Origin of the sequence: Solibacillus sp. FSL W8-0372 (assembly GCF_037969735.1) — a bacterium.
In the GTDB taxonomy this organism is placed as follows: domain Bacteria; phylum Bacillota; class Bacilli; order Bacillales_A; family Planococcaceae; genus Solibacillus; species Solibacillus faecavium.
The window spans coordinates 1,107,396-1,134,234 of the sequence record NZ_CP150204.1; the positions used below are offsets into that span (position 1 = coordinate 1,107,396).

A 26,839-nucleotide genomic window follows, 5' to 3' on the forward strand; every position below is an offset into this window, starting at 1 on the left:
TTGTTTTTAGAAGGAGGAAGGTTTATGGCGGACAAGTCAAAACATTCAAAAGATACGGTGGTAAACGGGGTTTCATTAGAGCAAGTAAAAAAGCAACTTTTAGCTAAAGCAAAACAAGTTGGCGAAATGTCAATGAAGGAAATTTCAGATACATTAGCCTTTTTTGAATTAGAAAATGAAGAAATTTTCAACTTTGCTGATGAAATCGAAAAAAATGATATAACTGTTGAAGGTAAAGAAGAATTTGAGGAAGAAGCACTTTCAAAGCAAGAATCTAGTGAAGAAGCTTTTGACTTAAATGATTTAAGTGTTCCTCCCGGCGTTAAAATTAACGATCCAGTGCGCATGTATTTAAAGGAAATTGGACGTGTGGATTTACTTTCTGCTGAGGAAGAAATTCGTTTAGCAGAACGTATTGAACAGGGCGATGAAGAAGCTCGTAAACGTTTAGCTGAAGCGAACCTACGACTTGTTGTATCCATTGCAAAGCGCTATGTTGGTCGAGGCATGCTGTTTTTAGACCTTATTCAAGAAGGAAATATGGGACTTATTAAAGCGGTTGAAAAGTTTGACCACCGCAAAGGATTTAAGTTCTCAACATATGCTACTTGGTGGATTCGTCAGGCTATTACACGTGCCATTGCAGACCAAGCACGTACGATTCGTATACCGGTACACATGGTCGAAACGATTAACAAATTAATTCGTGTTCAACGTCAACTTCTGCAAGATCTAGGTCGTGAGCCATCTCCAGAGGAAATTGGAGAAGAAATGGACTTAACACCTGAAAAAGTACGTGAAATTTTGAAAATTGCTCAAGAACCGGTTTCATTGGAAACGCCAATTGGGGAAGAAGATGATTCACACTTAGGAGACTTCATTGAAGACTCAGAAGCACAATCACCTTCTGATCATGCAGCGTACGAGCTTTTAAAAGAACAGCTGGAAGATGTACTTGATACATTAACAGACCGTGAAGAGAATGTATTACGTCTACGTTTCGGTTTAGATGATGGTCGTACTCGTACATTAGAAGAAGTAGGGAAAGTATTTGGCGTTACACGTGAGCGTATTCGTCAAATCGAGGCAAAAGCATTACGTAAACTTCGCCACCCATCTCGTTCAAAACGCTTGAAGGACTTCCTGGAATAGGGAATATGGAAAAGATGAAGAAATTTTTTCTTCATCTTTTTTTCTTATGTATTTTAGTTAATAAGTATTGGTTTTTATGAACGATGCCATTACTTTATACTGATGTTCATTCTTAAAGTATTAATTACAATTATATATATAACATACATATATGGGGCGAAGTCATGTCAAATCAGAAAAAGCAGATTATTATGAATGAAATTAGCTTTTGGAAACAAAATAAATTGTTGCCAGGGCAGTATTGCGATTTTTTAATGACACTCTATTCAGAAGGCAATCATAGCGATGATGAAATTACAGGTCAGGCAAAAAAAGCGATACATAATGTTGAAAAACGAAAAAAGTTTAATTTAGCTGTATTTTTTCCTATAAGTGCGTTTGTTATTTTATTATTGCTGTTCACTATTCAATTTGAATGGGTAGTCATTGCTGTGGCGGCTGTGTTTGCAGTTAGCTGCCTGATCGGAGCGCTTTATTTCGCTAAAAGAAATCATTTATTGGCGGTCATGCTGCAACTGGCCACGGCTTTAGCGACTTTAGGTGTTACCTTAAAAGTAAGTACGACATATTTTGCCGGTAATAATGAAATGCTTTATATCTTTTTGATTATTAACTGTGTATTTTGGTTAGTAAGTGGCATTATGATGAAAATTATTTATTTTACGATTTCAGGCATTCTTGGTTTACTCGTAATAATCGGTGCTTGGATTTATTTCCTTTAAGCAACAATACATAATTAATAAATTAAGGCTATGTAGAAAGTTATGAACTTTTTATATAGCTTTTTTATTATATCATTCTACAAATTTCTCTATAAAACGCGTATATTTTCTGTGAAAAACAAGAATTTTAGATTACAATGGAAATGTAGCACATTGAGGGTGAGAGGATGAATGTTATGAATTTTGATTTATCAACAGAGCAAAGCATGTTACAAAAAATGATCCGGGAATTTTCAGATGAAGTAGTGGCACCGGGAGCAATCGAACGAGATAAAAATAAAACCTTTCCAGTAGAGGTTTTCAAGCAGCTTTCTGATATGGGGATTATGGGGTTACCGTTTCCGGAAGAATATGGCGGGGCAGGAGCAGACACGATTAGTTTTGCTATTGTTACAGAGGAATTAAGCCGTACATGTGCATCTACAGGTATTACATACTCGGCTCATATTTCGTTAGGCGGCGCACCATTACATTTATTCGGTACAGAGAAGCAAAAGGAAAAATATTTAACACCGATTTGTACAGGGGAATCATTTGGCGCGTTCGGATTAACTGAACCTAACGCAGGATCGGATGCTGGGGGTACTGAAACGACGGCATCATTGGAAAATGGGGAGTTTGTTATTAACGGGTCAAAAGTATTTATAACAAATGCTAGTTTCGCAAAACATTTGGCATTGACAGCGATTACTGGCCGTAATGGTGATCATAAAGAAATTAGTGCAATCATTGTGCCGACTGATGCACAAGGCTTCACAATTAAATCAGAGTACGAAAAAATGGGTTTAAATGCATCCAATACGACAGAACTTATTTTGGAAAATGTGCGTGTTCCTGAGGAAAATCTATTAGGTGTAAGGGGAAATGGCTTTAAGCAATTTTTAACGACCCTTGATGGAGGACGTATCGGTATTGCGGCAATGGCAGTAGGGATTGCCCAAGGCGCTTTAGATAAAGCGGTTCAGTATGCAAAAGAACGTAAGCAATTTGGCAAGACTTTATCACAATTTCAGGCAACACAGTTTAAATTGGCTGATATGGAGGTAAAAGTACAATTAGCACGGACTTTTGTTTACAAAGCAGCCTGGTTAAAAGACCAAGGGCGTCCATTCGGTAAAGAGGCAGCTATTGCAAAATATTATGCGTCGGAAATGGCGATGGAAGTTTGCGATGAAGCGATTCAAATTCATGGTGGCTACGGTTATATGAAAGAGTATGAAGTCGAGCGCTATTTACGTGATGCGAAGTTATTGGAAATCGGTGAAGGTACTTCGGAAGTACAGAAAATGGTAATTGCAAGACATATATTGTGATGAAAATGACAAATTGGATAAATTGTTACAAAGCTAGTAAAAGTTGTCCAATAGGTCTTTTAGTTTTCTAGTGAATCAAGTACAATTAGTATTGTTTACTAGGCATTTGCCTAGAAAGAATTAGAATATTTAATGAGGGAGGGGAACGCAATGAAAAACAATCCACTTATTCCTTACACGCTTATCATGGCATTCGGTATAGCACTAATTTTCTTCATGTCATTTGAGGGTGCAGCTGATAAAAACAGTGCGGATGGTGATCATGCAGGCGAAACTGCTGAATTAAGCGGTGAAGATATCGCTCAAAAGAACTGTATTTCTTGTCACGGTGGAGATTTAACTGGTGGCGGGGGTCCTAGTATTGTTGGATTAGATGCAGAACATATTAAAGATGTAGCATTAAACGGTACTGAAAGCGGGGCAATGCCACCAATTCTTAAAAATGAAGCTGAGGCTGAAGCAGTAGCAGAATATATTTCTGGTCTGTAAAGATCATAAAAGTGTAGAAATTAGAGAAATCTATTTTCTGCACTTTTTTGATATGCAAATATTTGTTGGAAAGAGACGTTTTTATAAAAGTTCTATATAATATAGTTAGTTTGTGATATAGAAATGAGGATATTTAATATGAACGCACAAAAACTTTCAAAACGACTAGAAAAGGTTGCTTCATTTGTACCTACAGGGGCAGTTGTAGCTGATATTGGCAGTGACCATGCATACCTACCATGTTATTTAGTGCATAAAGGGATTGCTTCTCGTGCAGTAGCGGGCGAAGTAGTTAAGGGACCTTATGAATCAGCTGTTAAACAAGTACGGACAGAAGGTTTAACCGATAAAATTACAGTTCGGATGGCCGATGGTTTAGCTGCAGTAGAAGAAGGGGATGAGATAACTGCGGTAACAATTGCAGGAATGGGTGGCCCTTTAATCGTTTCAATTCTAGAAAAGCATCCACAGGCATTAAAAACGGTTACCCGCCTAATTTTACAGCCAAATATACATGCTAAAGCGATTCGGGAATGGGCGCTTGCGAATCGTTGGGCAATTCAGGACGAAGTGATTTTGGAAGAGGACGGCAAAGTTTATGAAGTGCTCGTTTTACAGCGCGGAGAAATGAAGTTAACGGAAGCAGAAATTTTACTTGGACCAAAATTAATGAGTACAAAATCACCCGTATTCGTACAGAAATGGTCGCGCGAAATCGCCAATTGGGAACGTGTTCAACAAGCGATTGCACAAGCGGAAAGCACGCCTGAAAATCAAGCAAAGCATGAAGAATTAACACACTTAATAAAACTGGTACAGGAGGCGATTGCGTGAAGTCAGTAAATGGCAACGAAATTATTCAAGTGTTCGAATCATGGTCACCGAAAAAATATGCATGCATGCCTAATGACCCGATTGGATTGGCTATCGGAACATTAAATAAACCCGTCTCAAAAGTGCTTGTTACGTTAGACGTGACACATGAAGTGGTCGACGAAGCGATTGAAAATGGGTGTGAACTTATTATTGCCCATCACCCACCGATCTTCATGAAATTGTCCAATTTACGAACAGATAATCCGCAAGGCGCATTATATGAAAAATGTCTAAAAAACGATATTGCGGTATATGCAGCCCATACAAATTTAGATGTCGCACCAGGTGGGGTAAATGACTTATTGGCAGATGCTCTCCAATTGGAAGAGCGACGGATTTTAGATATTTCCTATGAGGAAAAAATGATGAAGCTTGCTGTTTTTGTTCCTGTTGACGATGCTGATGAGCTACGCGAAGTTTTAGCTAAAGCTGGTGCTGGACGATTAGGGAATTATGAAGCATGCAGCTACACATTGGCTGGCAAAGGGCGTTTCCGCGCAGTAGAAGGAGCAGATCCTGCTGTAGGTGAAATAGGGGAACTGCATATAGAGCAGGAAGAGAAAGTTGAAGTTGTATTCCCGCAGTCGATGAAAAACAAAATATTAAAGGCTATGTTAAATAGTCATCCATATGAAGAGCCTGCGTATGATTTGTTTACGATGGATGTTGCGACAAACGAAGAAGGATTGGGACGTATTGGAAAATTAAAAGAAGCGATGACATTACGTGAATTCGCGGAATTTGTGAAGGTTCAATTAGATGTCCCTTGCCTACGTGCAGTTGGTCCACTTGATCAGCCTGTGCAAAAGGTTGCTGTCGTCGGTGGTGACGGCAATAAGTACATTCGTACAGCAAAATTTGCAGGAGCCGATGTATTTGTTACAGGAGACATTGGTTTCCATATGGCCCAAAGTGCGGAATTGGATGGCTTAAGCATTATTGATCCTGGTCATCATGTAGAAAAAGTGATGATTAAAGGAGTCGCAGAAAAAATGGCGTCTTTATGTAATGATAAAAAGTTATCTGTTGAGTTTCTTCAATCCAAGATGCATACAGAGCCGTTTAAATTTATTTAGAATGTGATCTGGGAGTAAAATAAGCGGAGGAATTCCCCTTATTTTCAAAATTCCGTTCAAATTAAGTGAAATAAACGGAGGAATTCCGGTTATTTACATGAAATTCTGTAAATTACATGCTTTTTTAATCAATAGACGGAATATCTCCGCTTATTTTGGATATTTTTACGTTAAATTAATAAATAAGCGGAATTTGTCCGTCTATTTTACGCGCTATAGCAATAAAGCAGATCAAACTTTACTTATCCGTAAAATTTGATCTGCTTTTAATTTTAAATTAATTTCTTACTGGCTGCTGCATTAAATAAGGATACGAAACTACTAATCCTATTAAATAGATAACAACTAATAGATAGAGCGGGAGCAGGTGAATGAATGTTGTATAGCCGATTGCAAAATGTGTGCCGATACCTGCTAGAAAGGCGGGAAGGGCACCGAAAGCATACGTAAACCATAACCAACGTTCACCCGCGCGGTATCCCCAAAGCGATAGACATAATACAAGGATGCCTACACTAATCAGTGCACTGCCAAAGCCAGCGCGGTCATGTGCAATCACTGGTATTAACATGTCGCTTATCGATTGCAGCATATCAACTGGCATACATAAAAAGCTAATATCAGTCGAGACAAAGACCTTTGTAATACCAATGAAAGATATAACGATTCCGCCAGTCAACAATAAAAAGCCGAGCATAACGAAAAGCAGTTGACCATACACACCGCGCATCCAGATCCGGTCATTTGTGTCATGCCAAGAACGCGGGCTGCGGTTTGCCGTTTTGCTTTCCTGCCAGCTCAGTACATAGAGCGGCAGCAATAATAGCCAAAAAAGGCCGTGTAGCCAATCAAAATACCCATAGCCTATAAATAGTAAAATGCCTAAAAATCCAGTAATCGCAGCACTATGAAAAGCTATTTTAGCCCAGTGCAGCTGACGCCTTATCCCGAAATAGGCAAGCGACATATATAGAATTCCTGCAGATATCATCGTGCCTGCGAGTGACATTCGATCATGTGCCATAAAGGCCAATATCTGTGGATTGATGAGATTTAATTGTTGGTGCGTTAAACCGATGAAAGATTCATCATAATTTAAAATGACGGTCGTAAGTGCAAAATATAGTGCGATGAAACCTCCAATTAAAATACCAAGTCCAAATAAAAATGACCAGTGCCAGTTCTGTGATGGGCTACGGGTCTCTTTTTCATAGAGTAGCCGTTCATGAATCCGTTTTGGTAAGCTTGGCCCTGCTTTTATATAACCTTCTGAAAGCATGATTAAATCTGCTCCAGACTCCTTTATACTAAGTGCCTGTGAAGGTGACTCTACCGCTCCGCTAGTTATGATAGGGGAATCAGGAAAGGAACTTTTTAAATCCTTTACAGCCTGGTGCATTAACGAGAAAGCGTTACTATGTTCGCTATAACGGTCCTCAGAAGCTGTAATAGGGGCATCGATAATAAATCCACTAACTGCTCTTGGGACTTGCTCGATTGTCTTAGCAGAATCTGCTGAAATTATTTGATAGAGAGTTGCCCCTATGTCCGAATCGAGTTGTTCTATCTGACTCGCATATAAAAAGAACCCATCTACATACGGAGAAAGCTGTGTTATACATGTATATAAATCCTGCCTATTTAAGCTTTCGTCTAAGCGTGCAAACAGAGGGAAATGAATATTTTTAGTAATTACTAGTTTTAATGCATTTTTTAATAATACTTTTTCCTCTGTATGGGAAAAGGAAATTTGCTGTTCCTGCCACTTTGGTGGTAGTTGTCGTGCAGGCTTTTTAACTAAAATAGGACCAATTTCTATAAAACTTAAACCGAGTTCCTGAAAAGCCGTTACCCCAGTAAGTTGGGGGTCCAATTTACTGCTAAGACCAATAGGTGAATTAAAGTGAATACCGTTTACCTGTTGTTGCAAAAGCGGGCTAGTTCGGTTGTGACCTAAAAATTCGATGAGGCGCTTTCCGCCGGGAATAGAAGCAATGGTCCGCATGGAGTGATGGATGAATTGCCTACTGTTTTTCGCTTCCATCTTAGATAAAGCGATCTTTTTTAACGGATGATAGGACCAATCTGGCATTTGAAGTCACCCCATTCTCGTTTTATTTCCAGTTTACCATACGATAAAAGTAAATTTGAAAACGGATTTTATACAATAGTATAAGAAAAATCGATTACATCGCCGTTAAGCAATATAATCGATTTTTGTATTCTCCATTAATTAAAGAGGCATAATTTTTTCTACTGGCTTTGGTGTTTTGATTTTCGGTAAAATTTTATCTAACGTTACCGAGCGAACAATCTCGTGTGTCGCCGGGTCGTTCTTATCGAATTTTTCCAAAAATGCAATGACTTCTTTTACGATTGGTGTTGGTGTTGAAGCTCCTGCTGTAACCGCAACTGTTTCAACATTTTCCAACCACTCGATTTGAAGCTCTGAAATATCTGAAATACGGTATGATGGAGTACCTGCTATTTCCACTGATACTTGAGTTAAACGGTTAGAGTTGTTTGATTTTGGATCTCCAACAACGATTAATAAATCAGAAGCTCCGGCTTGGTCAGCTACTGCTTCTTGACGTACTTGTGTCGCTAAACAAATTTCTTTGTGTACTTCTACATGTGGAAATTTTTCTTTTAAACTATCCATTAGGAAAGCTACATCCCATTGACTCATTGTCGTTTGGTTTGTAACGAGAATTTTTTCGTTTTCAAATGATAGACTATCAATATCTTTCATCGATTGGACTAAGTGAACATGGTCCGGAGCTACACCAATAGCGCCTTCTGGTTCTGGATGTCCTTTTTTACCGATGTAAATAATGTCATAACCTTCTGCTGTTTTTTCACGAATTAAATCATGTGTAACCGTAACGTCCGGACATGTGGCATCAATCGATACCAATCCTTTACGCTTGGCAATTTCACGTATTTCCGGTGACACACCATGTGCCGTGAAAATTACAGTTCCTTCTTCCACTTGCTCTATAATATCTTTTCTGTTATCGCCATCAAGTGTAATAATACCGTCCTGTTCAAAAGCATCTGTTACATGTTTATTGTGGACAATCATACCTAAAATATAGATTGGTCTTGGTAATGAAGTGTCAAGTGCAGCATTGCGAGCGATTACCATAGCATCAACTACGCCATAGCAGTAACCACGCGGATTAATTTTAATAACTTTCATTTAACGTAACTCCTTTCAAAGCCCTGTAAGTTCATTATATAGGACGTATATACTTTATTCAAAGTTCGCTTACTGAATTTTAGTTTATTTCATAACAAATTATGAAGTTTGCTGGTAATGAAAAGCGGCTAAGCCTGAACCTGATGGAGATACAGATACTATATGAATTTGCTATAATGAAAGAAATGAATGGTATGTAAAGCGGGGGAGTGACATGGTGTTTTCTTTTTTTAAACGTAGCAAAACGAAAGAGTTAAAAAATCAGGTAGAGTTTTGCATGACAAATTTATCGCTCGGTGCAGCAGATGTATATGATGTATTGATCGAAAGAGATGATGTTGAAATTACTGAATCGGGCTGTACATCCAACTGTGAAATTTGTGAAGCCAATCTTTTTGCCATAGTTAATGGCGACATTATTAAAGCGGAAGATGCTGAGCAATTGCTGGCTTTAGTTGAAAAAGAATTGGAAGAAAACTCAGTCCTATATTAAGTTCAACTTGTTTTAAAAAATTTCAACAGGGAAGAAATATTACGTAAATGAAATATTAAATTTAGTTGTATTCACTAATAAATTTTTTCATTTAAAAATGTTCATCAGAGGAGTGTTTCTTTCATGACAAATGTTGAAAATAAACAAGTTGGCGGTACACCCGCTCAAACACAACCATCCCAACCTGGTATCGAAAGTGAAATGAATCCCTTACCCACGCAGCCTTATGAATATAAAGGCAGCGATAAGCTGAAAGGGAAAGTAGCAATTATTACAGGTGGAGACTCAGGTATTGGACGAGCTGTAGCAGTTGCTTATGCAAAAGAAGGTGCAAACCTTGTCATAAACTATTTGGAAAAAGAACAATCAGATGCAGAAGAAACAAAAAGCATCGTTGAAAAAGAAGGTATTAAAGCGATTTTGGTTGAAGGAGATATTGCAGACTATGAAACAAGTAAAAAGCTTGTTCAGTCAGCGGTTGATCATTTCGGTCAAATTAATATTGTTGTCAATAATGCAGCCGTACAATATCCGGTAGATTCATTTTTGGATATAACGGTAGAGCAATGGGATAAAACGTTCCGTACAAATATTGATAGTATGTTTTATTTAAGTAAGGAAGCCCTCCCACATTTGGGGCAAGGTGATTCCATTATATGTACGACATCCGTCAATGCATATAGAGGACATTCTATTTTAATCGATTATACAGCGACTAAAGGAGCTATCGTAGGCTTTGTAAGAAGTTTGGCACAAAATGTAGCTGATAAAGGCATTCGAGTTAATATGGTTGCCCCAGGTCCTATTTGGACGCCATTAATCCCATCAACTTTTGATGCAGGCCAAGTTGAGGAGTTTGGTACAGATACACCATTGAAACGACCTGGTCAACCGAGTGAACTGGCGGGATCGTATGTTTTATTGGCATCTCAGGATGGCTCATATATTACAGGACAGTGTATTCATGTAAACGGTGGAAGTATAATGAGCTCTTAAAAAAGAATAAATGATGAAATAACAAACTACCCCATATGCGAATTAGAGGTGACTCGTTAACTTAATTGACGAATCACCCTTAATTGGTCAAATATGGGGTAGTTTTTTTGTTGTCATTAGTCAAAGGGTGGCTGAAATATCATTGGTCGGGAAGGTTTTGTTGTTATAGGTTGCACCGGCTCAGGATTTTGTCTTGACCCTCTACCTCTGCCGGACCGTTCTCTCTGCGACCTTTCTCCAGGTGTTGTATCTCCCCTAGGACGTTCTGTTGGCATAGCAACAGTGGATGATTCAAGTGGATCCGGAGAATCTTTGAAACCTCTGTACATACGCCATAAAGCCGGTAAATTTTTAAACATTGGAGCAGCTTGCTGAATATAAGGGGTGAACTTTTGTGCATTATTAAATAAAGAGTTTGCTCCTGCTAAAAAACCTTCTAGCCTAGGTGCACCTGCTGCAGCACCAGCAACACCAGCAGCACCAGCCGCGGCAGCAGCACCGGCAGCATCCATAGGTATTTGTGGCGGCATTTGCATTGGCATTTGGTTCATCATTGGGTTCCGCATCATATATGGTGCATACATTGGGAAACGTGGTGCAACAGGTGCAGCAGGCATTTGATTCATCATACCTTGAGGTGGAAAATAATAGGGTGGGCGCATAATGAACTCCTTTCTTAAAGTCCTCATAAAATTTTCTATCAATTATGCCTCGGCGTAATTGCGGCCAGATTTTTTTAAGACACTAAAAACTTCTTAAAAAAGCTGTGACATGCGCCGGGGGTCTTTCTTCATTCAGCGGGCGATTTAGACACCTAGTGAACCCAACAAAAACAAGTACACATTAGCTACTTGAAGATGTGAGTAATTTTTCTGAATGAAGAAAATTCATCTCAACTGTTTGACGTTGAAACTATTTATAAGTTATGATATGCAGATGGTCACTTAAATGTACGAAACATGGTACAATAGGAATGATGTAAGGAGGTACGAAAAATGTCAAAATATACTGATTATCAATTCAAGCCATTTTTGCAGGACGCCATTGCAAAGCTTGGATTTACAGAACCGACACCAATTCAAAAAGAAATAATTCCACTCGTACTAAAAGGAAAGAGTGCGATTGGACAAGCTCATACAGGTACAGGGAAAACACATAGTTTTTTATTGCCAATTGTTGAGCGTATTGTAGAAGAAAAACAAGAAGTACAGGCCGTAATTACTTCACCAACACGTGAATTAGCCCAACAAATTTTTGATGCATTAAATCAACTTGTTGAAGGAACGGAAATTTCAACGAAGTTATTTATCGGAGGTACGGATAAACAACGTACTATTGACCGCCTAAAAACTCAACCACAAATTGTTGTTGGGACACCAGGGCGCATTAAAGATTTAGTGAAAGAAAATGCATTGCTTGTACACACAGCACCAATACTTGTAGTGGATGAAGCAGATTTAGCATTTGATATGGGATTCATTGAAGACATTGACGGATTTGCTTCCGCAATGCCTGAAAAGCTTGAAATGTTTGTGTTCTCCGCAACCATTCCAGAAAAATTAAAACCATTCCTAAAAAAATATATGGATGCACCTATCCATATTCATATGAATGACAAACGCCCAGTAGCTGAAGGAATTAACTTCCTATTAGTACCTGTGCGTTCTAAGTCACGTAATACCCGCTTGCTTGAAGTTATGAAAGCAATCAATCCATTTTTAGCTGTTATTTTCTGTAACACACGTAAAAATGCAGAGGCTGTAGCAAACTTCTTAGCTGAAGAAGGTATTCGTGCCGGTCAAATTCACGGAGATTTAAGTCCACGTGATCGTAAAAAAATGATGAAACAAGTTCGTGATTTAGAATTCCAATACATCGTTGCAACAGACTTGGCTGCACGTGGTATCGATATTCAAGGTATTTCACACGTTATTAACTACGAAATCCCGGAAGATTTAGAATTCTTCATTCACCGAGTGGGCCGTACAGCTCGTGCAGGTACAAAAGGAACAGCCATTACATTGTTCCAGCCTGAAGATGAGGATGCAGTAGTACGCATCGAAAAAATGGGTATTCCATTTGAGCAAAAAGATGTGAAAAATGGTGAGTGGGTTGACTTAAAAGACCGTCACCAACGTGCAAACCGTAAGACTGAGCGTAAGCAAGATGAAATCGATGTAAAAGCAAAAGCCCTCGTACGTAAGCCGAAGAAAGTAAAACCAGGCTATAAACGTAATATGAAGTGGGAAATGGAAAAAGTGAAGAAGCGCGAACGCCGTATTAAAGCGCGTCGTAATAATAGAGAACAATAAATAATTTTCGCAAGGGGCTGCTTAGAATGTATTTCTTTGCGGTCTCTTTTGTTTTTAATGGACAGTAAATTTGGAGGGAAGAGTAATGTTATTAGGTTCACATGTTTCGATGAGTGGTAAGAAAATGCTATTAGGCGCTAGTGAAGAAGCATTAAGCTATGGTGCCAATACATTTATGATTTATACGGGTGCACCTCAAAATACGCGCCGCAAGCCAATTGAAGAGCTTAACATTATGAAGGGCTTACTTCATATGCAGGAAAATGATATTTCGAATATTGTTGTGCATGCACCATACATTATTAACTTAGGCAATACGACGAAGCCTGAAACTTTTGAGCTAGGCGTAAATTTCCTGCAAGAAGAAATTAAACGAACAGCTGCATTAGAAGCGACACAAATTGTATTACATCCAGGTGCCCATGTTGGTGCAGGTGTCGATGAAGGTATCGCACGAATTGTAGAAGGCTTGAACGAAGTACTGACACAAGACTACCCTGTGCAAATTGCATTGGAAACTATGGCAGGCAAAGGCTCTGAAATCGGTCGTACATTTGAAGAATTAGCCCGCATTATAGACGGTGTAACGAATAATGAGCGTTTATCAATTTGTATGGATACATGTCATATTCACGACGCAGGTTATGATGTAGTGAATGATTTTGACGGTGTTTTAAATGAATTTGATAAAGTAATCGGGTTAGATCGTTTAAAAGTGATCCATATTAATGATTCAAAAAATGTGCGCGGTGCAGCAAAAGACCGTCATGAAAATATTGGATTTGGTGAAATTGGCTTTGATGCAATGAAATATATTGTTCATCATCCGCAACTAATGCATTTACCTAAAATATTGGAAACACCATTTGTCGGTATTGATGCAAAAAATAAAAAAGCACCTTATTTACATGAAATTGCAATGCTGCGTGATGGGGAATTCCGCCCAGCATTAATTGATGAATTGCGTAATTAATAAGAATTAATGAACATACTTTGCATAAATTTGATGCAAAGTATGTTTTTTTACATTTTTTTATTACATTATTTGCTATAATGAATTAACTGTAAATTTCAAAAAATTAAATGGAGGTATGTTATGAAAAAAGTTATACAACTCGTCATTTTATTTGCATTATTCTTTTCATTACCTATTCAAAGTTTCGCCTCTGTCAGTAGCGCTGTTACTTCGAACTTAGGGAAAAGTAATGCAGCGGTGACAATACGCGATATTGATAGTGGGAAAATTGTTTATTCTCAAAATGGAGATAAGCTTATGCGCCCAGCATCGAATATGAAATTAATTTCCGGTGGTGCAGCACTATCGATATTAGGGGAAGATTACCGTTTTACTACAGATTTATTTATTGACGGGAAGGTTGTCAACAATACGTTGAACGGCAATGTTTACATAAAAGGCAGTGGAGATCCGACATTAAATAAAGAGAGTTTTCAGGAGTTTGCTAAAATATTGAAGCGTAATGGCATACGGACTATTAACGGTCATGTAATAGGTGATGACACAGCCTTTTCCGGCAGTACATTACCTCCAGGAGTCGACAAAACGGATGAGACGTATTACTTCGGTGCCCGAACTTCAGCTATTACGATGTCTCAAAATGCTGACTTTGATGCGAGTACAATTATTATTACAGCAAAGCCTGGAAAAGTAGGGGCTAAACCAAGCTATTCAGTAGAACCGAATTTAAGTGGCATGGTGATTTCCAATCAGGCGAGAACTGTTAAAAAAGGCAATAAAAATACACTTACGATTAAACGGTCTTACAATACGAATCGCATTATTATTTCCGGAAACATTCCACAAGGCAGCAGTAAAAAAGAATGGGTAACATTGCAGGATCCTTCGAAAAACACGATGCAGGCAATTAAACTGACATGGCAAAGTGCAGGGATTAAGTTTTCAAAGGACTCAAAAGTTCAATTAGGTAAAGTGCCACAAAAGGCAAAGCTGCTTTACACGAATGAATCACGTACTTTAGCATCCATTTTCCCTGCATTTATGAAGCTGAGCAATAACAGTATTGCAGATATTCTCGTAAAAGCGATGGGCAAGGAGCAGCTAGGGGAAGGAAGCACGAAAAAGGGCGTAACGCTATTAAAGAGCTATGCAGAATCATTGGATATTCCTGTGGATAATTGGCGTATCGTAGATGGTTCAGGTTTGTCCAATTCAAATCTTGTGACGACAAATAGTTTGTCACAATTATTATTTAAAGTTCAAAAAGAACCTTATTTCAATACGTTTTATCGATCATTGCCAATCGCAGGTAACGATGAACGTTTTGTCGGAGGGACATTGCGCAAGCGTTTGACGAGCGCTAATTTACAAAATCGGATTTATGCGAAGACTGGATATATCCCAAATGTGTACACATTGTCAGGCTATATTAAAGGGCAAAGTGGAAAAGAATATATCTTCTCGATTTTATTGCATAACACTGCGAACGGAAATGCCTATATCGATCGTACAATGACAGCGCTTGTTAAAAACTTGTAGAGGTGTAATGAGATGAAAAAACTATTATTAACAGGGTTTGAGCCATTCCTGTCCAATCCGATTAACCCTACGATGGATATTGTACAGGCACTGAATGGGAAAACTATTGGACAATATGAAATAGTTGGGCATATACTATCCGTTAATTTTCAAAAAGCACCTGAACAATTTTTGAAGCTGATTGAAGAAGTACAGCCTACAATTATTGTTTCACTTGGATTAGCAGCAGGTATTGCGAAAATTTCGCCGGAACGTGTCGCCATCAATGTAAAGGATGGAGAAAAAGATAATGCAGGTCATGCATTTGAAGACGCACCAATCCGAGCAAATGGCGATGTTGCCTACTTGTCAACTTTGCCTATACGAAAAATTGTCAATCGGTTAAATACGGCAGGGTATCCAGCAGCGATATCCAATTCAGCAGGGACGTACCTGTGCAATAACATTATGTATGAAGGCTTGTATTACGCAGCAAATCACGATTCGATTCGAGCCGCCGGGTTTATTCATATACCGGCGTCGTTTGATTTGGCGATCCAACATGGTCGAATCCCCGGCTGGTCTGGGCGTGATTTGGAGGCTGCAATAGAGCTTGCATTAGAAGAATGTATAGAAAACGTTTAATTGGACAATATTATTAAATAACTAAGCTTGGAAATTTATAAATGTTCTAAAACGAACTAAATATAAATTCCAAGCTTTTTATATTTGGCCTCAAAAGCCCTTCCGCTAAGATTAAAATCCGATTACTTTTCTTAGTTTTTTATATCTTTTAGAGCCGATCAGCTCTTCAATATCCTCCCGTACATTTTGCGGTATTCCGTAAATACCCCAAGTAATGGAAGCATTACTTAAAATTTTTCGAAGCTTTTTAATTTCTTCAATAGAAAATTCAAGCTCCTGTTGTTTGGCAAACTTCTGTAGCTGTTTATCATTCATTCCCTTAAGATTTTCAAACCATTGTAACATTTGAATAGTCATCATCCTTTCAAGTTTATTTCCTTTACATGAACCAAAAAGTCTATTATACTAACATGATGTGAATCGTAATGATTTTGAATTAGAAAGAAGCGAACGATATGAAAAAAATACTAATTGAATTGAAGGATGTTTCATTTCAATATGAATACACACAAGCATTGAAAAATATTTCTTTAAGTGTTCATGAGGGCGACTTTTTGGCGTTAATGGGGCAAAATGGCTCTGGAAAATCGACACTTTTAAAATTAATTTTAGGTCTATTGAAGCCGATGTCTGGAGAAATTAAATTATTTGGCGAACCATCCAATCACTTTAAGCACCGTGAATGGATTGGCTATGTGTCGCAAAAGTCCAATGCCTTTAATTCCGGCTTCCCTGCAACCGTTGAAGAAGTTGTTAAAAGCGGTTTGGTCCAAAAGGTTGGATTATTTAAACGCTATCCAAAAGATGCGGACATTTTAGTGAAAGGTGCTTTAAAGGATGTCGGTATGGAAAAATATTTGAAGCGTAATATTGGGCAGCTTTCCGGTGGCCAACAGCAGCGTGTATTTATCGCACGTGCTTTAGTGTCAGACCCTAAGCTCCTTATATTAGATGAACCTACAGTTGGAATTGACCGCGAAAATGTGCAGGCATTCTATGATATGCTTGCACACTTGAATAAGCATCACAATATGACGATGATTTTAGTTACGCATGATGTTGATACAGTTTCGGATCGTGTCAGTCATGTAGCATGCCTAAATCAATCGATCCATTTCCACGGATATAAAAATGATTTTGATACAATTTCGGAAGAACAGATCGCTAGCTGGAATGGTCACTCTGTTCGAAAGATTCATTAAGGAGTAGACCGCCATTATGATAGAAGCAATATTAAACTATGAATTTTTACAAAATGCCTTTTTCTCGGGATTGATTATTGGCGTGATTGCACCGCTTCTTGGAGTGTTCATCGTTGTTCGTCGATTGTCGTTAATAGCAGATGCTTTATCACATGTAACACTTGCCGGTATTGCCGGAAGTCTATACTTAAGTCAGTCATTTGCAGGGCTGGCATTGCTAAACCCTATTTATCTAGGTATTGTGGCATCTGTAAGTGGCTCGATATTGATTGAGCGTTTACGTCGACTGTATAAACATTATGAAGAACTTGCAATTCCGATTATTATGTCAGGTGGTATCGGAATTAGCGCGATTTTAATTTCATTGGCAAGTGGCTTTAATACGGATCTGATGAGTTATTTATTCGGCTCAGTTTCCGCTGTATCGCGCCAGGATTTGTATGTAGTGATGGCGATTGCAGTCGTTGTCGTATTATTTTTAGTTCTGTTTTTTAAAGAGCTCTTTGTTTTATCGTTTGACGAAGAATATGCTAAAGCGAGTGGCTTACCTGCAAAGTGGATTCATCTATTGTTTATGGTTGTCGTCGCATTAGTCATTGCCGCAAGTATGCGTATCGTAGGAATTCTACTTGTCTCAAGCCTAATGACATTACCGGTAGCTGCTGCAATGCGGTTGGCCCGTGGATTTAAAGAAGCCATTATTTTGGCCATTGTATTTGGAGAACTGGCAGTAATTATTGGATTGATTTCTGCATTTTACTTAAACTTAGCACCTGGTGGAACAATTGTTGTCACGTCAATCATTATTTTATTGTTAGTTATATTTATCAAAAAAATTGTGTTAAAAGTATCGATTAAATCGAAAGGGGAAGAAGTACTGTGAATGCAACGCGCGCGTGGGAAATATTAAAGGAAAACGGCTATAAAAAGACCGATAAAAGAGAATTGATTTTGGATATGTTTGCAGCTACTGATAAATATTTGACTGCCCGTGATTTGCTGTCAGTATTGAAAAAGGATTTCCCTGGGATGAGCTTCGATACGATCTACCGTAACTTAGCGACTTTTGTTGAGCTTGATATTTTGGAAGAAACGGAATTAAACGGCGAGCGCAATTTCCGCATGCATTGTGAATCAGACCACCATCATCATCATTTTATTTGCCGTGATTGCGGTAAAGTAAAAGAGCTGTCCGTCTGTCCAATGGAAATGCTTGGTGAAAAGTTGCCGGGGTATACTGTAGAAGCGCATAAATTTGAGATTTATGGCAAATGTCCTGAATGTTTATAAAATTTAGTTTGCATAAAGTTTTTTATATGCTAAAGTGATAAAGACAAATTGAATAGATTTGCAGGAAAAAGATGCATGATGCATAAATGGGAATTCGGTGTAAATCCGAAGCTATATCCGTAACTGTAAGCGTTGATGAAAATAAGTGTAATACCACTGCTAATATAGCGGGAAGGTACTTATGAGTAAAGTGAAACGCAGAGCCAGGAGACCAATCTTTTTCTTATCGTAACATCCCTCTTCGGAATTAAAGAGAATGTACGGCAATCACTGATCGAATGAGCGTTTTGCACCCTTTTATTGATTTTTGAAGCCATCCATTTTCTTATGGGTGGCTTTTTTTCGTTCACTCAATAATTGCGAGGAGGTACAACTTGAAGTGAGGAGAACTTTATGAAAAAGGATATTCGTTATTCCTGCTATCCGTTTATGCGGGAAAAATCAAGCTGTGTTGACTACGAGATTCGGACAGATTCTTTAACAACACGAATCGGCGCAGTATTTCCAACATTAGTCGATGATGTATTAGGTCAGATTGTGCTTGAAGATTTAAAGGAAATTCAACCATTAGCCTATCATGCCAATGGTTCGGTCCGCGGTAAATTAGCCATTACATCAGAAGATTTAAAATGGTTAAGCGATCGATACGATTTTTATGTAAGTGAAGTCGGGGAAACGATTCAGCAGTTTGTCTTGCCACAAGGAATCGAAAGTGCCGCAAGACTTCATATTTGCCGCAGTGAGGCGAAAAAGTCTTACAGAGCATTACATAAAGTAAGCGAAGAAAGAGAAGTGGATAAAATTCTGTTTGATTTTCTCGGGCTGCTTGCCAATGTATTTTTTGTCATGGCGGTCTATATGAATCAACAGCATCATCAAGAAGAAATTCCATTCATCTCAAAATCTTATCCAACAAAAAAGAAAAAAGGAGTTACAACAAATGAAATTGAATAACAAATGGGTAGTTGCTTTAGCAGCAACTTTATTATTAGCAGCATGTGGATCAGATGAGGAAAAAACAGATATGGACGTTCAAAATGAGGAGCAAGCTGCATCCAAAAATGATGGCGCTCCTTATACAGTTGTCGATGACCGTGGTGTTGAGGTAACATTTGATGAAGTCCCGGAAACGATTATTTCATTACAGCCAAGCAATACAGAAATTTTGTTTGAACTAGGGGTAGGTGAACAAATTATTGGTGCAACGGACTTTGATACATATCCGGAAGCCGCACAAAAAATTGAACGTGTTTCAACGTCTACAGCCATTAATGCAGAACGAATTTTGGAATTGAATCCGGATGTAGTTGTGGCATATACAATTGGGGAGGAAGCACAAATTGCTCAACTGGAAGATGCGGGTCTGAAAGTATTTGTTATTGCTTCTGCCACGACATTCGATGATGTTTACTCAGATATTATTCAGTTGTCTGAAGTAATGGGTATCGAAGAAAAAGGTGAAGAAGTTGTAGCCGATATTAAAGCACAAATTAAGACAGTACAAGAAAAAACAGCAACAGTCGATACGAAGAAAAAAGTGTATTACGAAGTGTCCCCAGCTCCGGATCTTTGGACAACCGGCAACAGTACTTTCCAGCAAGAAATAATGGATTATGCGAATATCGAAAATATCTATGCTGATCAGACGAGCTGGATTAGTGTGACAGAAGAGGATGTTATTACTCGCAATCCCGAAATTATTATTTCACCTGCAACTTATATGGAAAATGCGGTTGAAGAAATTTTAGGACGCACAGGCTGGAATAAAATACAAGCAGTCAAGGAGCGGGCAGTTTACTTAGTGGACGGAGATATCATGTCACGTCCTGGACCGCGTATTGGTGAAGCCGTTGAAATTATGGCACAATCAGTATACCCAGAGCTGTTTAAATAGTTATAGAATAGAAGAACATGCCTTAGTTGGGCATGTTCTTTTTGAACTGGAAAGGAGGCATACGATTGATTTTTATAACAGGTGGTGTACGCAGCGGTAAAAGTGCTTTTGCAGAGAACTATGCGAGGCAGTTAGGCGAAAATAAGTCGCTTTACTATGTCGCTACGGGAGTATCGTTTGATGATGAAATGAAAAAACGGATTGTCCGTCATCAGCGGGACCGTCAAAACCAAAACGCTAACTGGGACACGGTGGAAATGCAAGTACAGATTCCTTTAACAATTCAACAGCTTTCAAAAGAGGCAGTCGTGCTTTTTGAATGTGTGACAACCTGGCTTTCAAATGTACTTTTCAATTATGAAGCAGAAGGCAAAAATAGCGAATATATCAATGATTGTATTGAATCGCTGCAAAAGCAATTGCTAGCTTGGCATCAGCAAGGTGCTACAATAATAGTTGTATCAAATGAAGTGTTAGACGAATTGCCTTCACATTATGATGAGGTAAATTTATATCGTAAACTGTTGGGAAAACTTCATCAGTGGATTGTCCAACATAGCGATGAAGCATATGAAGTACAATATCAGCTTGTACAGCGGTGGAAGTAAGGAGTGGGCAAGTTGAAAAACAGCTTTACAGGATTTTTATTAGCATGGCAATTTTTCTCGGCAATCCCAATTAAGAAGCAGCTTGATATGAATGCCAAGTCGGTTACATGGATGTACGCCTTCTTACCGATTGTTGGTTTACTCATCGGTTCAATAATAAGTGGTGGCATTTTTATCATCTCAAGTTATAGTGACATTTCGAGTCTACTATTGGCGATTTTAATTGTAATTATGTTCATTATTCTAACAGGCGGTCTGCATTTAGATGGCTGGATAGATATGAGCGACGCCTTTTTTTCCTATGGTGAAAAAGAAAAACGATTGGAAATTTTGGATGATCCGCGTACAGGTGCTTTCGGTGTCATCAGTGTTTTTTGCTTATTGCTGTTAAAAGTCGGTGTTATTTATGAAATGCTTTTAAATGGTCATGAGGAGATTATTCCCTTTATTATTTTTATTCCTTTTATTGCCCGTTTAGGGACGCTCATTTACTTTTTAACGATGCAAACGGCCAAGCAGACAGGGCTCGCAGCTTATTTTAAATCCATTATCATTCCAAAGAAATTGATGCTAATCATAAGCGTTTTTTCTATAGTATTTATGGTGGCATGGATTTATTTTTCGATTTACAGCTTATTTATTTTAGTTATTGTTATGTTGCTATCGATTTTCTTTTACCGGAAATGGTCGCAAAAGCATTTTGGCGGGATGAGCGGTGATTTACTCGGTGCTTTAGGAGAAGGGGTGGAGGTTGTGCTATGGCTGACGGTGTTACTTTGCATTTAATTCGTCATGAAAAGACAAAAGCGAATATAGAGAAAAAATATATAGGCTGGACAGATGAACCGATATTAAAGTTGGTTCAAGCACAGATGCCAATCCATACAAATGAAGTATTTGGAAGTGATTTATTGCGTTGCCGTGAAACAGCTCAATGCTATTTTCCACATGCTTCATATTATCAAAACAAAAATTTAAGGGAACTGCATTTCGGGGATTTTGAAATGTGTACATATGAGCAATTAGAACATAACCCCACTTACAGGGCATGGATTGATGATCCGGTAAATACGCCAATTCCTAACGGGGAGCACTTATTACAGTTTCAACAGCGTGTTTTAACGGGTGTTCATGAAATTGTACAACAAGAGAAAGAATATACATTAATCATTCATGGTGGTGTCATTCGGATACTGCTTGCGAAATACGGTATTACGGAGCAGACGTTTCAGCAAACGATTGCCAACCACCGAACAATTTATACGCTTAGCTGGGGTTCGATTGAAGACTTTATAGGAGGTGCAAGATGTTCATTATACTCGGAGGCGCACATAACGGTAAACGAGCATATGTAGAAGATTTAGTTGCACAATTACCTACAAAAGAGCTTGCCAAATACGAAGGGGCATTACCTCGGATAGAGGAAGTAACTGGAGATAAACGATTTATTATTAGTAATTTCGAACAGATTGTATTACCTCATCTTCATCTACCGGAGGAGCAGGTTGCACTACAGATTTTTGAGCATATTGCTGAAATTTCCACACTTGCTGAAGTATTTTGTATTTGTACAGATACGAGTAGGGGGGTAGTGCCGCTTGAAAAGGAAGCACGACAATTAAGAGATACTTGTGGTCGACTATACCAAAAGCTTTGTAGCGAAGGGCATACGGTTGTTCGTGTATGGTACGGTATTCCACAAATTTTAAAAGGAGCACATTATGGACAAAACTAAATTACGTTTCATCATTTTAACCGCTTTAATCGCTGCAATGTGTGCGATTGGAAGTTTTATTAAAATACCGGTAGGCGTTGTTACAACAGCAGCACTGGATTCGGCTCCCGCATTTATTAGTGCGATTTTTTTACCGCCTATTTTCGCAGGCGCAGCAGGAGCACTCGGTCATATTGCAACAGGACTTACATCTGGCTTTCCATTAGGTGTTTTCCATATCATTATTGCAGTAGAGATGTTCATCATTGTCGCAATTTTCGCTGTAATGCATCGAAAAGGACTGCATATTTCAAAGTGGATATTTGTTGTGATTGGAAATGGGGTTATTGCACCTTTACCATTTTACTTCCTAATTTCACCGGCATTTTATATCGGATCCATTGCTTCACTTTCTATTGCAACATTCGTGAACTGTCTCATTGCCATCGTCGTAATGCCGGTCATTAAAAATGTGGTACAGCGTGTTGGGGTGAACGCATGAGAAACGCGATCGAAGTAAACGGGTTAATCGTAACAATCGATAATTCAGGATGTATTGGAACAAAAGAGCATGATCTTGTCAAAGTACCAAATGAAATTACCGCATATTTTACAGCACGTACCGCCATTTTGGAGCAGTTATGTGCAGGGGCAATTCCTGTGCAGTTATTAATGGCCAACTTCTCGGGTGACAACGTATGGAATGAGTATGCAGAAGGGTTTAAAAAGGCATTTAATGAAATGGCTTTAAATATGCCACCATTGACAGGTTCCAGTGAAACGAATTTTTCCGCTTTGCAGTCGGCTGTTTCCTTAACAATAATAGGGGAAAAGCAATTTAGCGGTGATCGGACGAACTGCCTTTATTATATTGTCGGTGAACCGCTAGTCGGTAACGATGTAGTGGAAAACTTTGACAAAATTGCTAACTTAAAAGAGTTGTTTGAAGGTTTACAAAGTGGGATCATTGAAGCAATCTGGCCTACAGGTTCAAAAGGAATTGGTACCGAAATTAAGCGCTTTATCGGTGAAGAATACAGTGCAGCAATCAATTTAGAAGCGTCGGCCGGACCATCATGTGCTGTGCTAGTCGCAGTAAAAAAAGAATATGAAGAAACTTTTAAAAAGAATATGACAGCACCTTTAACTGAAATTGTAGAAATGAATTAATTTTAAATGATGAAATATGCTCGAAAACTATTAGAACTGCTAGTAAAAAATATTTTTTGTTTAAAATTAAAAAATACTAAATATTCTAAAAATAAAGTGGTATGATAGAGTGTATCAATTTCAATAAGTTAAGGAGCATGAATTATGACAACGTACCAAATTACAACTGAGTTATCAACAAACAAAAAAGAAAAGACACCTGCAGAAAAGCTTGGTTTTGGTCAAATTTTTACGGACCACATGTTTGTAATGGATTATGAAGAAGGTAAAGGGTGGCATAATGCATCTATTGAACCTTATGCACCGATTACATTAAGCCCTGCTGCAATGGTTTTCCATTATGGACAAGCGGTTTTTGAAGGTTTAAAAGCATACATGACAGAGCAAGGTGACGTACAATTATTCCGTCCGGAACGTAATTTCCAACGGTTGAATACTTCTAATGCACGCCTTTGCATTCCGCCAATCGATGAGGATTTTGCACTGGAAGCATTGAAGGAATTAATCCGAGTGGATCGTGAATGGGTACCAACAGAACCAGGTACATCTCTTTATATTCGTCCATTCATTATTGCGACGGAAAGCTATTTAGGTGTAAACCCTGCGAAAAGCTATAAATTCATGATTATTATGTCACCAGTTGGCTCTTATTATAAAGAAGGCATTAACCCGGTTAAAATTTTAGTAGAGCAGCATTATGTACGTGCTGTAGTAGGGGGTACCGGCGAAGCAAAAACAGCGGGTAACTACGCTTCAAGCTTAAAGGGTTCGGAACTTGCCGCAAAACAAGGATACTCTCAAACATTATGGTTAGACGGTAAGGAAAATAAGTATGTAGAAGAAGTAGGAAGCATGAACATCTTCTTTAAAATTGCAGGTACAGTCATTACACCTGCATTAAATGGCAGTATTTTACCCGGCATTACACGTGACTCGATGATTCAAGTATTAAAATCAAAAAACATTCCGCTTGAAGAACGTGCAATCGAGTTTGCAGAAATTGTTGCTGCAGCACAAAATGGTACGCTGGAAGAAGCGTTCGGTACGGGTACAGCAGCAGTTATTTCTCCGGTTGGTGAATTAAAGTGGCTGGATGATGTGATTACTGTTAACAACGGTCAAATTGGTGAAGTAACACAAATGCTATATGATACATTAACAGGCATTCAGTACGGTAAAATGGAAGATCTATTTGGTTGGACGGTTAAAATATAATTGAGATAAAAAAGAAGTCGCTAATTAAAAATAAATTAGCGACTCAGACTGTAAACAACTCTTAAAGAGTGTATGTTTACAGTCATTTTTTAATTAAAAATAAAATTAACAGTGACATCGTTGATTTCCACTCCGGGGCCGATGCTTTACCCGGTGGAGTCACGGTCCCTCCATTCCAATCAACTTATTTATTGCTTTAAATAAAGTGAGGTACTATACCTATGATGACTAGCAAACAAATCAATGCGCCTGCATAATTTGAAATATTAACGATTGAACAACTTGTTTCTGTTAAGTATCTAGTTAAAAGACAAAAGGTCTCGAGAGATGAACCCTCGAGACCTTTTGTCGACAATCTGAGTCGCTAATTAAAAATAAATTAGCGACCTTTTGAATGTTAAGGAATTATATAATCGACTTGAATTATTTTTCCACTAATTCCTCTACATGGTTAAATCTTTCGTGAGAAACGGATGCTGCTTTTTCGAATGCATTTTTGCCGACATATGATTCGATTAATGTTTTTACATCAATACCAGATGATGCTTTTAAAGTTTCCTGCAGACCGGCCATTAAATCTGTTGCGTAGCCTGTAACTTTACCTGCGCCACCATTTGCACCGCCACCCGTATCGACAACTGTAATCTTATCGATATTGGCAAGTGGACTTGCAACTTGTTTTGCATATTCAGGTAACATTTTCACAATCATATCAAGGACAGCTGCCTGACCGTATTGTTCAAATGCTTCTGCAATTTTTTCCTTCGCTTCTGCTTCTGCAAGACCGCGTAAACGAATAATTTCAGCTTCAGCCGTACCTTGTGCACGCTCTGCATCAGCTTTAGCAAGACCATCTAATCGAATACGCTCTGCTTCAGCTTGTGCATGTGTTTCGATACGGTATTTCTCCGCATCAGCCTGCGCTAGCTCTTTTCGTTTTTGGGCTTCTGCGTTTTGCTCGATAGCATAACGATCCGCATCAGCTTTTTTCTTAACTTCTGAATCATATTGTTTTTCTCGACGCAGAATTTCTTTTTCTTCTAATTCGATTTGCTTTTGACGCTCAATGATCTTAACTTGCATTTCCTGTTCTGTTACTTCCTGTTTTGCACGTGCAGATTCCAACTCATAAGCTTGGTCGGCACGAGCTTTTGCAATATCCTGCTCACGACGGAATTCAGCTACTTTTAATTGATTATTTTTTTCAGCTTCTGCAATCTCAGTAGCACGCTCTAATTCGGCTTGTTGCGCTTCTTGAGCAGCTTGAGCACGTTTAATACGTGTTTCTTTATCCGCCTCAGCTGTTGCAATATCAGCATCACGTTTAACTTGAGCAATTCGAGGTTTACCGAGTGAATCTAAATAGCCGTTTTTATCACGGACATCTTTAATTGTAAATGAAACAATGACTAAGCCCATTTTTGCTAAATCCTGCGATGCGACACGCTGTACTTCCTGTGAGAACTTATCACGGTTTTTATAAATTTCCTCGACAGTCATCGATCCTAAAATAGAGCGTAGGTGACCTTCCAGTACTTCGCGCGCTTCACTTTCGCGTTCCTGTTTATCTTTCCCTAAAAATTGCTCGGCAGCAGTTGCGATTTCTGAAATGGAACCACCAATTTTGATGATAGCTGTTCCATCAGCCATAACCGGTACACCTTGTTCCGTGTATACTTCAGGTGTTGTTACTTCTAATTTACTGGAAAGTAAACTAAGTGGCTTTGCTTGTTGGAACACTGGGAAAACAAATGTACCACCACCACGAATGATCTTAATACGATTACCCGATTCGTCGGTATGTACATTTTTACTCCCTAAATAACTACCTGTTACGATTAATGCTTCATCTGGACCCGCTGTACGGTATTTCATTACATAAACCGCTACAAGAGCGACAACTAGAAATACTGCAACACCCACTGCAATTAAAATACCTGACATTTCTGCAATACTTGACATATACTTTTCCTCCT

General features: G+C 38.5%; 29 protein-coding genes and 1 riboswitch. Of the genes, 24 read left to right on the plus strand and 5 right to left on the minus strand.

Going from position 1 to position 26,839, the window contains the following annotated elements; all coding sequences use genetic code 11:
- The first annotated feature begins 24 nt into the window (after window positions 1-24).
- The 6 genes from rpoD (at window position 25) to MKY13_RS05320 (ending at window position 5,628) form a co-directional block, all read left to right on the plus strand.
- Window positions 25-1,152, plus strand: a complete 1,128-nt coding sequence (gene rpoD / locus MKY13_RS05295; RefSeq protein WP_191702496.1) for an RNA polymerase sigma factor RpoD — start codon at window positions 25-27, stop codon at window positions 1,150-1,152.
- A 164-nt stretch (window positions 1,153-1,316) separates the two neighbouring features.
- On the plus strand, window positions 1,317-1,874 hold the full coding sequence (locus MKY13_RS05300; protein ID WP_191698282.1) for a hypothetical protein: 558 nt from the start codon (window positions 1,317-1,319) through the stop codon (window positions 1,872-1,874).
- A 176-nt stretch (window positions 1,875-2,050) separates the two neighbouring features.
- Entirely contained in the window at window positions 2,051-3,187 is a 1,137-nt protein-coding gene (locus tag MKY13_RS05305; protein WP_191698281.1) for an acyl-CoA dehydrogenase family protein, read from the plus strand.
- A gap of 150 nt (window positions 3,188-3,337) precedes the next feature.
- Window positions 3,338-3,676, plus strand: a complete 339-nt coding sequence (locus MKY13_RS05310) for a cytochrome c (protein ID WP_191698280.1) — start codon at window positions 3,338-3,340, stop codon at window positions 3,674-3,676.
- A gap of 138 nt (window positions 3,677-3,814) precedes the next feature.
- Complete coding sequence (locus MKY13_RS05315) at window positions 3,815-4,510, plus strand: tRNA (adenine(22)-N(1))-methyltransferase TrmK (RefSeq protein ID WP_191698279.1); 696 nt, start codon at window positions 3,815-3,817, stop codon at window positions 4,508-4,510.
- Entirely contained in the window at window positions 4,507-5,628 is a 1,122-nt protein-coding gene (locus tag MKY13_RS05320) for a Nif3-like dinuclear metal center hexameric protein (protein WP_339215649.1), read from the plus strand. Before MKY13_RS05315 ends, MKY13_RS05320 begins: the two co-directional genes overlap by 4 nt.
- A gap of 277 nt (window positions 5,629-5,905) precedes the next feature.
- On the opposite strand, the gene MKY13_RS05325 is transcribed toward MKY13_RS05320, so the two are convergent.
- Both MKY13_RS05325 and MKY13_RS05330 read right to left on the minus strand, forming a co-directional pair.
- On the minus strand, window positions 5,906-7,720 hold the full coding sequence (locus tag MKY13_RS05325) for a dihydroorotate dehydrogenase (RefSeq protein WP_339215651.1): 1,815 nt from the start codon (window positions 7,718-7,720) through the stop codon (window positions 5,906-5,908).
- Between the two features lie 141 nt (window positions 7,721-7,861).
- Window positions 7,862-8,830 (minus strand): 4-hydroxy-3-methylbut-2-enyl diphosphate reductase, encoded by a 969-nt coding sequence (locus MKY13_RS05330; RefSeq protein WP_191698276.1) that lies wholly within the window; start codon window positions 8,828-8,830, stop codon window positions 7,862-7,864.
- Window positions 8,831-9,044: 214 nt separating this feature from the next.
- Here MKY13_RS05330 and MKY13_RS05335 point away from each other — a divergent pair, with 214 nt between their 5' ends.
- A complete protein-coding gene (locus tag MKY13_RS05335) occupies window positions 9,045-9,323 on the plus strand; it encodes a DUF1450 domain-containing protein (RefSeq protein WP_191698275.1) in 279 nt (92 codons plus the stop codon).
- 123 nt (window positions 9,324-9,446) lie between these two features.
- Window positions 9,447-10,319, plus strand: coding sequence for an SDR family oxidoreductase (locus MKY13_RS05340; RefSeq protein WP_191698274.1), 873 nt, complete (start codon window positions 9,447-9,449; stop codon window positions 10,317-10,319).
- 116 nt (window positions 10,320-10,435) lie between these two features.
- Here the strand turns inward: MKY13_RS05340 and vrrA are convergent, their stop codons facing one another.
- Entirely contained in the window at window positions 10,436-10,981 is a 546-nt protein-coding gene (gene vrrA / locus MKY13_RS05345; protein WP_191698273.1) for a VrrA/YqfQ family protein, read from the minus strand.
- Window positions 10,982-11,314: 333 nt separating this feature from the next.
- Between vrrA and MKY13_RS05350 the strand changes: the two genes are divergently transcribed.
- The 4 genes from MKY13_RS05350 (at window position 11,315) to MKY13_RS05365 (ending at window position 15,770) form a co-directional block, all read left to right on the plus strand.
- Entirely contained in the window at window positions 11,315-12,631 is a 1,317-nt protein-coding gene (locus tag MKY13_RS05350) for a DEAD/DEAH box helicase (protein WP_191698272.1), read from the plus strand.
- An 85-nt stretch (window positions 12,632-12,716) separates the two neighbouring features.
- Entirely contained in the window at window positions 12,717-13,604 is an 888-nt protein-coding gene (locus MKY13_RS05355; protein WP_191698271.1) for a deoxyribonuclease IV, read from the plus strand.
- Window positions 13,605-13,727: 123 nt separating this feature from the next.
- Window positions 13,728-15,146 (plus strand): D-alanyl-D-alanine carboxypeptidase/D-alanyl-D-alanine-endopeptidase, encoded by a 1,419-nt coding sequence (dacB, locus tag MKY13_RS05360; RefSeq protein ID WP_191698270.1) that lies wholly within the window; start codon window positions 13,728-13,730, stop codon window positions 15,144-15,146.
- 12 nt (window positions 15,147-15,158) lie between these two features.
- Complete coding sequence (locus MKY13_RS05365) at window positions 15,159-15,770, plus strand: pyroglutamyl-peptidase I (protein WP_191698269.1); 612 nt, start codon at window positions 15,159-15,161, stop codon at window positions 15,768-15,770.
- Between the two features lie 111 nt (window positions 15,771-15,881).
- Here MKY13_RS05365 and MKY13_RS05370 read toward each other — a convergent pair whose 3' ends face one another.
- Window positions 15,882-16,130 (minus strand): isopropylmalate synthase, encoded by a 249-nt coding sequence (locus tag MKY13_RS05370; RefSeq protein WP_339215656.1) that lies wholly within the window; start codon window positions 16,128-16,130, stop codon window positions 15,882-15,884.
- Window positions 16,131-16,225: 95 nt separating this feature from the next.
- Here MKY13_RS05370 and MKY13_RS05375 point away from each other — a divergent pair, with 95 nt between their 5' ends.
- The 12 genes from MKY13_RS05375 to MKY13_RS05430 all read left to right on the plus strand — a co-directional run bounded on the left by MKY13_RS05375 (window position 16,226) and on the right by MKY13_RS05430 (window position 24,863).
- Window positions 16,226-16,972 (plus strand): metal ABC transporter ATP-binding protein, encoded by a 747-nt coding sequence (locus tag MKY13_RS05375; protein ID WP_339215658.1) that lies wholly within the window; start codon window positions 16,226-16,228, stop codon window positions 16,970-16,972.
- A 16-nt stretch (window positions 16,973-16,988) separates the two neighbouring features.
- Entirely contained in the window at window positions 16,989-17,855 is an 867-nt protein-coding gene (locus MKY13_RS05380; protein ID WP_191698266.1) for a metal ABC transporter permease, read from the plus strand.
- On the plus strand, window positions 17,852-18,262 hold the full coding sequence (locus MKY13_RS05385; protein ID WP_191698265.1) for a Fur family transcriptional regulator: 411 nt from the start codon (window positions 17,852-17,854) through the stop codon (window positions 18,260-18,262). The genes MKY13_RS05380 and MKY13_RS05385 overlap by 4 nt, the downstream gene beginning before the upstream one ends.
- Before the next feature lie 52 nt (window positions 18,263-18,314).
- Window positions 18,315-18,497, plus strand: a riboswitch (cobalamin riboswitch).
- A gap of 158 nt (window positions 18,498-18,655) precedes the next feature.
- Window positions 18,656-19,216, plus strand: coding sequence for a hypothetical protein (locus MKY13_RS05390; protein ID WP_339215660.1), 561 nt, complete (start codon window positions 18,656-18,658; stop codon window positions 19,214-19,216).
- Window positions 19,203-20,156 carry an ABC transporter substrate-binding protein gene (locus tag MKY13_RS05395; protein ID WP_339215662.1) on the plus strand — a complete coding sequence of 318 codons (954 nt, stop codon included), beginning with the start codon at window positions 19,203-19,205 and terminating at the stop codon, window positions 20,154-20,156. Before MKY13_RS05390 ends, MKY13_RS05395 begins: the two co-directional genes overlap by 14 nt.
- A gap of 65 nt (window positions 20,157-20,221) precedes the next feature.
- On the plus strand, window positions 20,222-20,764 hold the full coding sequence (locus MKY13_RS05400; RefSeq protein ID WP_339215664.1) for a bifunctional adenosylcobinamide kinase/adenosylcobinamide-phosphate guanylyltransferase: 543 nt from the start codon (window positions 20,222-20,224) through the stop codon (window positions 20,762-20,764).
- A gap of 3 nt (window positions 20,765-20,767) precedes the next feature.
- On the plus strand, window positions 20,768-21,550 hold the full coding sequence (cobS, locus tag MKY13_RS05405) for an adenosylcobinamide-GDP ribazoletransferase (RefSeq protein WP_339215666.1): 783 nt from the start codon (window positions 20,768-20,770) through the stop codon (window positions 21,548-21,550).
- Complete coding sequence (locus MKY13_RS05410; protein ID WP_339215668.1) at window positions 21,523-22,119, plus strand: histidine phosphatase family protein; 597 nt, start codon at window positions 21,523-21,525, stop codon at window positions 22,117-22,119. The genes cobS and MKY13_RS05410 overlap by 28 nt, the downstream gene beginning before the upstream one ends.
- Complete coding sequence (locus MKY13_RS05415; RefSeq protein ID WP_339215670.1) at window positions 22,071-22,499, plus strand: adenosylcobinamide kinase; 429 nt, start codon at window positions 22,071-22,073, stop codon at window positions 22,497-22,499. Before MKY13_RS05410 ends, MKY13_RS05415 begins: the two co-directional genes overlap by 49 nt.
- Window positions 22,486-22,980: an ECF transporter S component gene (locus MKY13_RS05420; protein ID WP_339215672.1), complete on the plus strand. Its 495-nt coding sequence runs from the start codon at window positions 22,486-22,488 to the stop codon at window positions 22,978-22,980. Before MKY13_RS05415 ends, MKY13_RS05420 begins: the two co-directional genes overlap by 14 nt.
- Window positions 22,977-23,648 (plus strand): hypothetical protein, encoded by a 672-nt coding sequence (locus tag MKY13_RS05425; protein WP_339215674.1) that lies wholly within the window; start codon window positions 22,977-22,979, stop codon window positions 23,646-23,648. The genes MKY13_RS05420 and MKY13_RS05425 overlap by 4 nt, the downstream gene beginning before the upstream one ends.
- 144 nt (window positions 23,649-23,792) lie before the next feature.
- Entirely contained in the window at window positions 23,793-24,863 is a 1,071-nt protein-coding gene (locus tag MKY13_RS05430; protein WP_339215676.1) for a branched-chain amino acid aminotransferase, read from the plus strand.
- Window positions 24,864-25,286: 423 nt separating this feature from the next.
- Here the strand turns inward: MKY13_RS05430 and MKY13_RS05435 are convergent, their stop codons facing one another.
- Window positions 25,287-26,825, minus strand: coding sequence for a flotillin family protein (locus tag MKY13_RS05435; RefSeq protein WP_339215678.1), 1,539 nt, complete (start codon window positions 26,823-26,825; stop codon window positions 25,287-25,289).
- Between the last annotated feature and the right edge of the window lie 14 nt (window positions 26,826-26,839).

Excerpts from the sequence above, each read along its gene's own strand:
- MKY13_RS05355 (WP_191698271.1), top strand. The coding sequence starts at position 12,717 with ATGTTATTAGGTTCACATGTTTCGATGAGTGGTAAGAAAATGCTATTA.
- MKY13_RS05380 (WP_191698266.1), top strand. The coding sequence starts at position 16,989 with ATGATAGAAGCAATATTAAACTATGAATTTTTACAAAATGCCTTTTTC.
- MKY13_RS05335 (WP_191698275.1), top strand. The coding sequence starts at position 9,045 with ATGGTGTTTTCTTTTTTTAAACGTAGCAAAACGAAAGAGTTAAAAAAT.
- rpoD (WP_191702496.1), top strand. The coding sequence starts at position 25 with ATGGCGGACAAGTCAAAACATTCAAAAGATACGGTGGTAAACGGGGTT.
- vrrA (WP_191698273.1), bottom strand. The coding sequence starts at position 10,981 with ATGCGCCCACCCTATTATTTTCCACCTCAAGGTATGATGAATCAAATG.
- MKY13_RS05340 (WP_191698274.1), top strand. The coding sequence starts at position 9,447 with ATGACAAATGTTGAAAATAAACAAGTTGGCGGTACACCCGCTCAAACA.
- dacB (WP_191698270.1), top strand. The coding sequence starts at position 13,728 with ATGAAAAAAGTTATACAACTCGTCATTTTATTTGCATTATTCTTTTCA.
- MKY13_RS05375 (WP_339215658.1), top strand. The coding sequence starts at position 16,226 with ATGAAAAAAATACTAATTGAATTGAAGGATGTTTCATTTCAATATGAA.
- MKY13_RS05395 (WP_339215662.1), top strand. The coding sequence starts at position 19,203 with ATGAAATTGAATAACAAATGGGTAGTTGCTTTAGCAGCAACTTTATTA.
- MKY13_RS05315 (WP_191698279.1), top strand. The coding sequence starts at position 3,815 with ATGAACGCACAAAAACTTTCAAAACGACTAGAAAAGGTTGCTTCATTT.
- MKY13_RS05365 (WP_191698269.1), top strand. The coding sequence starts at position 15,159 with ATGAAAAAACTATTATTAACAGGGTTTGAGCCATTCCTGTCCAATCCG.
- MKY13_RS05300 (WP_191698282.1), top strand. The coding sequence starts at position 1,317 with ATGTCAAATCAGAAAAAGCAGATTATTATGAATGAAATTAGCTTTTGG.
- MKY13_RS05370 (WP_339215656.1), bottom strand. The coding sequence starts at position 16,130 with ATGATGACTATTCAAATGTTACAATGGTTTGAAAATCTTAAGGGAATG.
- MKY13_RS05330 (WP_191698276.1), bottom strand. The coding sequence starts at position 8,830 with ATGAAAGTTATTAAAATTAATCCGCGTGGTTACTGCTATGGCGTAGTT.
- MKY13_RS05410 (WP_339215668.1), top strand. The coding sequence starts at position 21,523 with ATGGCTGACGGTGTTACTTTGCATTTAATTCGTCATGAAAAGACAAAA.
- MKY13_RS05390 (WP_339215660.1), top strand. The coding sequence starts at position 18,656 with ATGAAAAAGGATATTCGTTATTCCTGCTATCCGTTTATGCGGGAAAAA.
- MKY13_RS05435 (WP_339215678.1), bottom strand. The coding sequence starts at position 26,825 with ATGTCAAGTATTGCAGAAATGTCAGGTATTTTAATTGCAGTGGGTGTT.
- MKY13_RS05420 (WP_339215672.1), top strand. The coding sequence starts at position 22,486 with ATGGACAAAACTAAATTACGTTTCATCATTTTAACCGCTTTAATCGCT.
- MKY13_RS05305 (WP_191698281.1), top strand. The coding sequence starts at position 2,051 with ATGAATTTTGATTTATCAACAGAGCAAAGCATGTTACAAAAAATGATC.
- MKY13_RS05415 (WP_339215670.1), top strand. The coding sequence starts at position 22,071 with ATGTTCATTATACTCGGAGGCGCACATAACGGTAAACGAGCATATGTA.
- MKY13_RS05425 (WP_339215674.1), top strand. The coding sequence starts at position 22,977 with ATGAGAAACGCGATCGAAGTAAACGGGTTAATCGTAACAATCGATAAT.
- MKY13_RS05325 (WP_339215651.1), bottom strand. The coding sequence starts at position 7,720 with ATGCCAGATTGGTCCTATCATCCGTTAAAAAAGATCGCTTTATCTAAG.
- MKY13_RS05430 (WP_339215676.1), top strand. The coding sequence starts at position 23,793 with ATGACAACGTACCAAATTACAACTGAGTTATCAACAAACAAAAAAGAA.
- MKY13_RS05310 (WP_191698280.1), top strand. The coding sequence starts at position 3,338 with ATGAAAAACAATCCACTTATTCCTTACACGCTTATCATGGCATTCGGT.
- MKY13_RS05350 (WP_191698272.1), top strand. The coding sequence starts at position 11,315 with ATGTCAAAATATACTGATTATCAATTCAAGCCATTTTTGCAGGACGCC.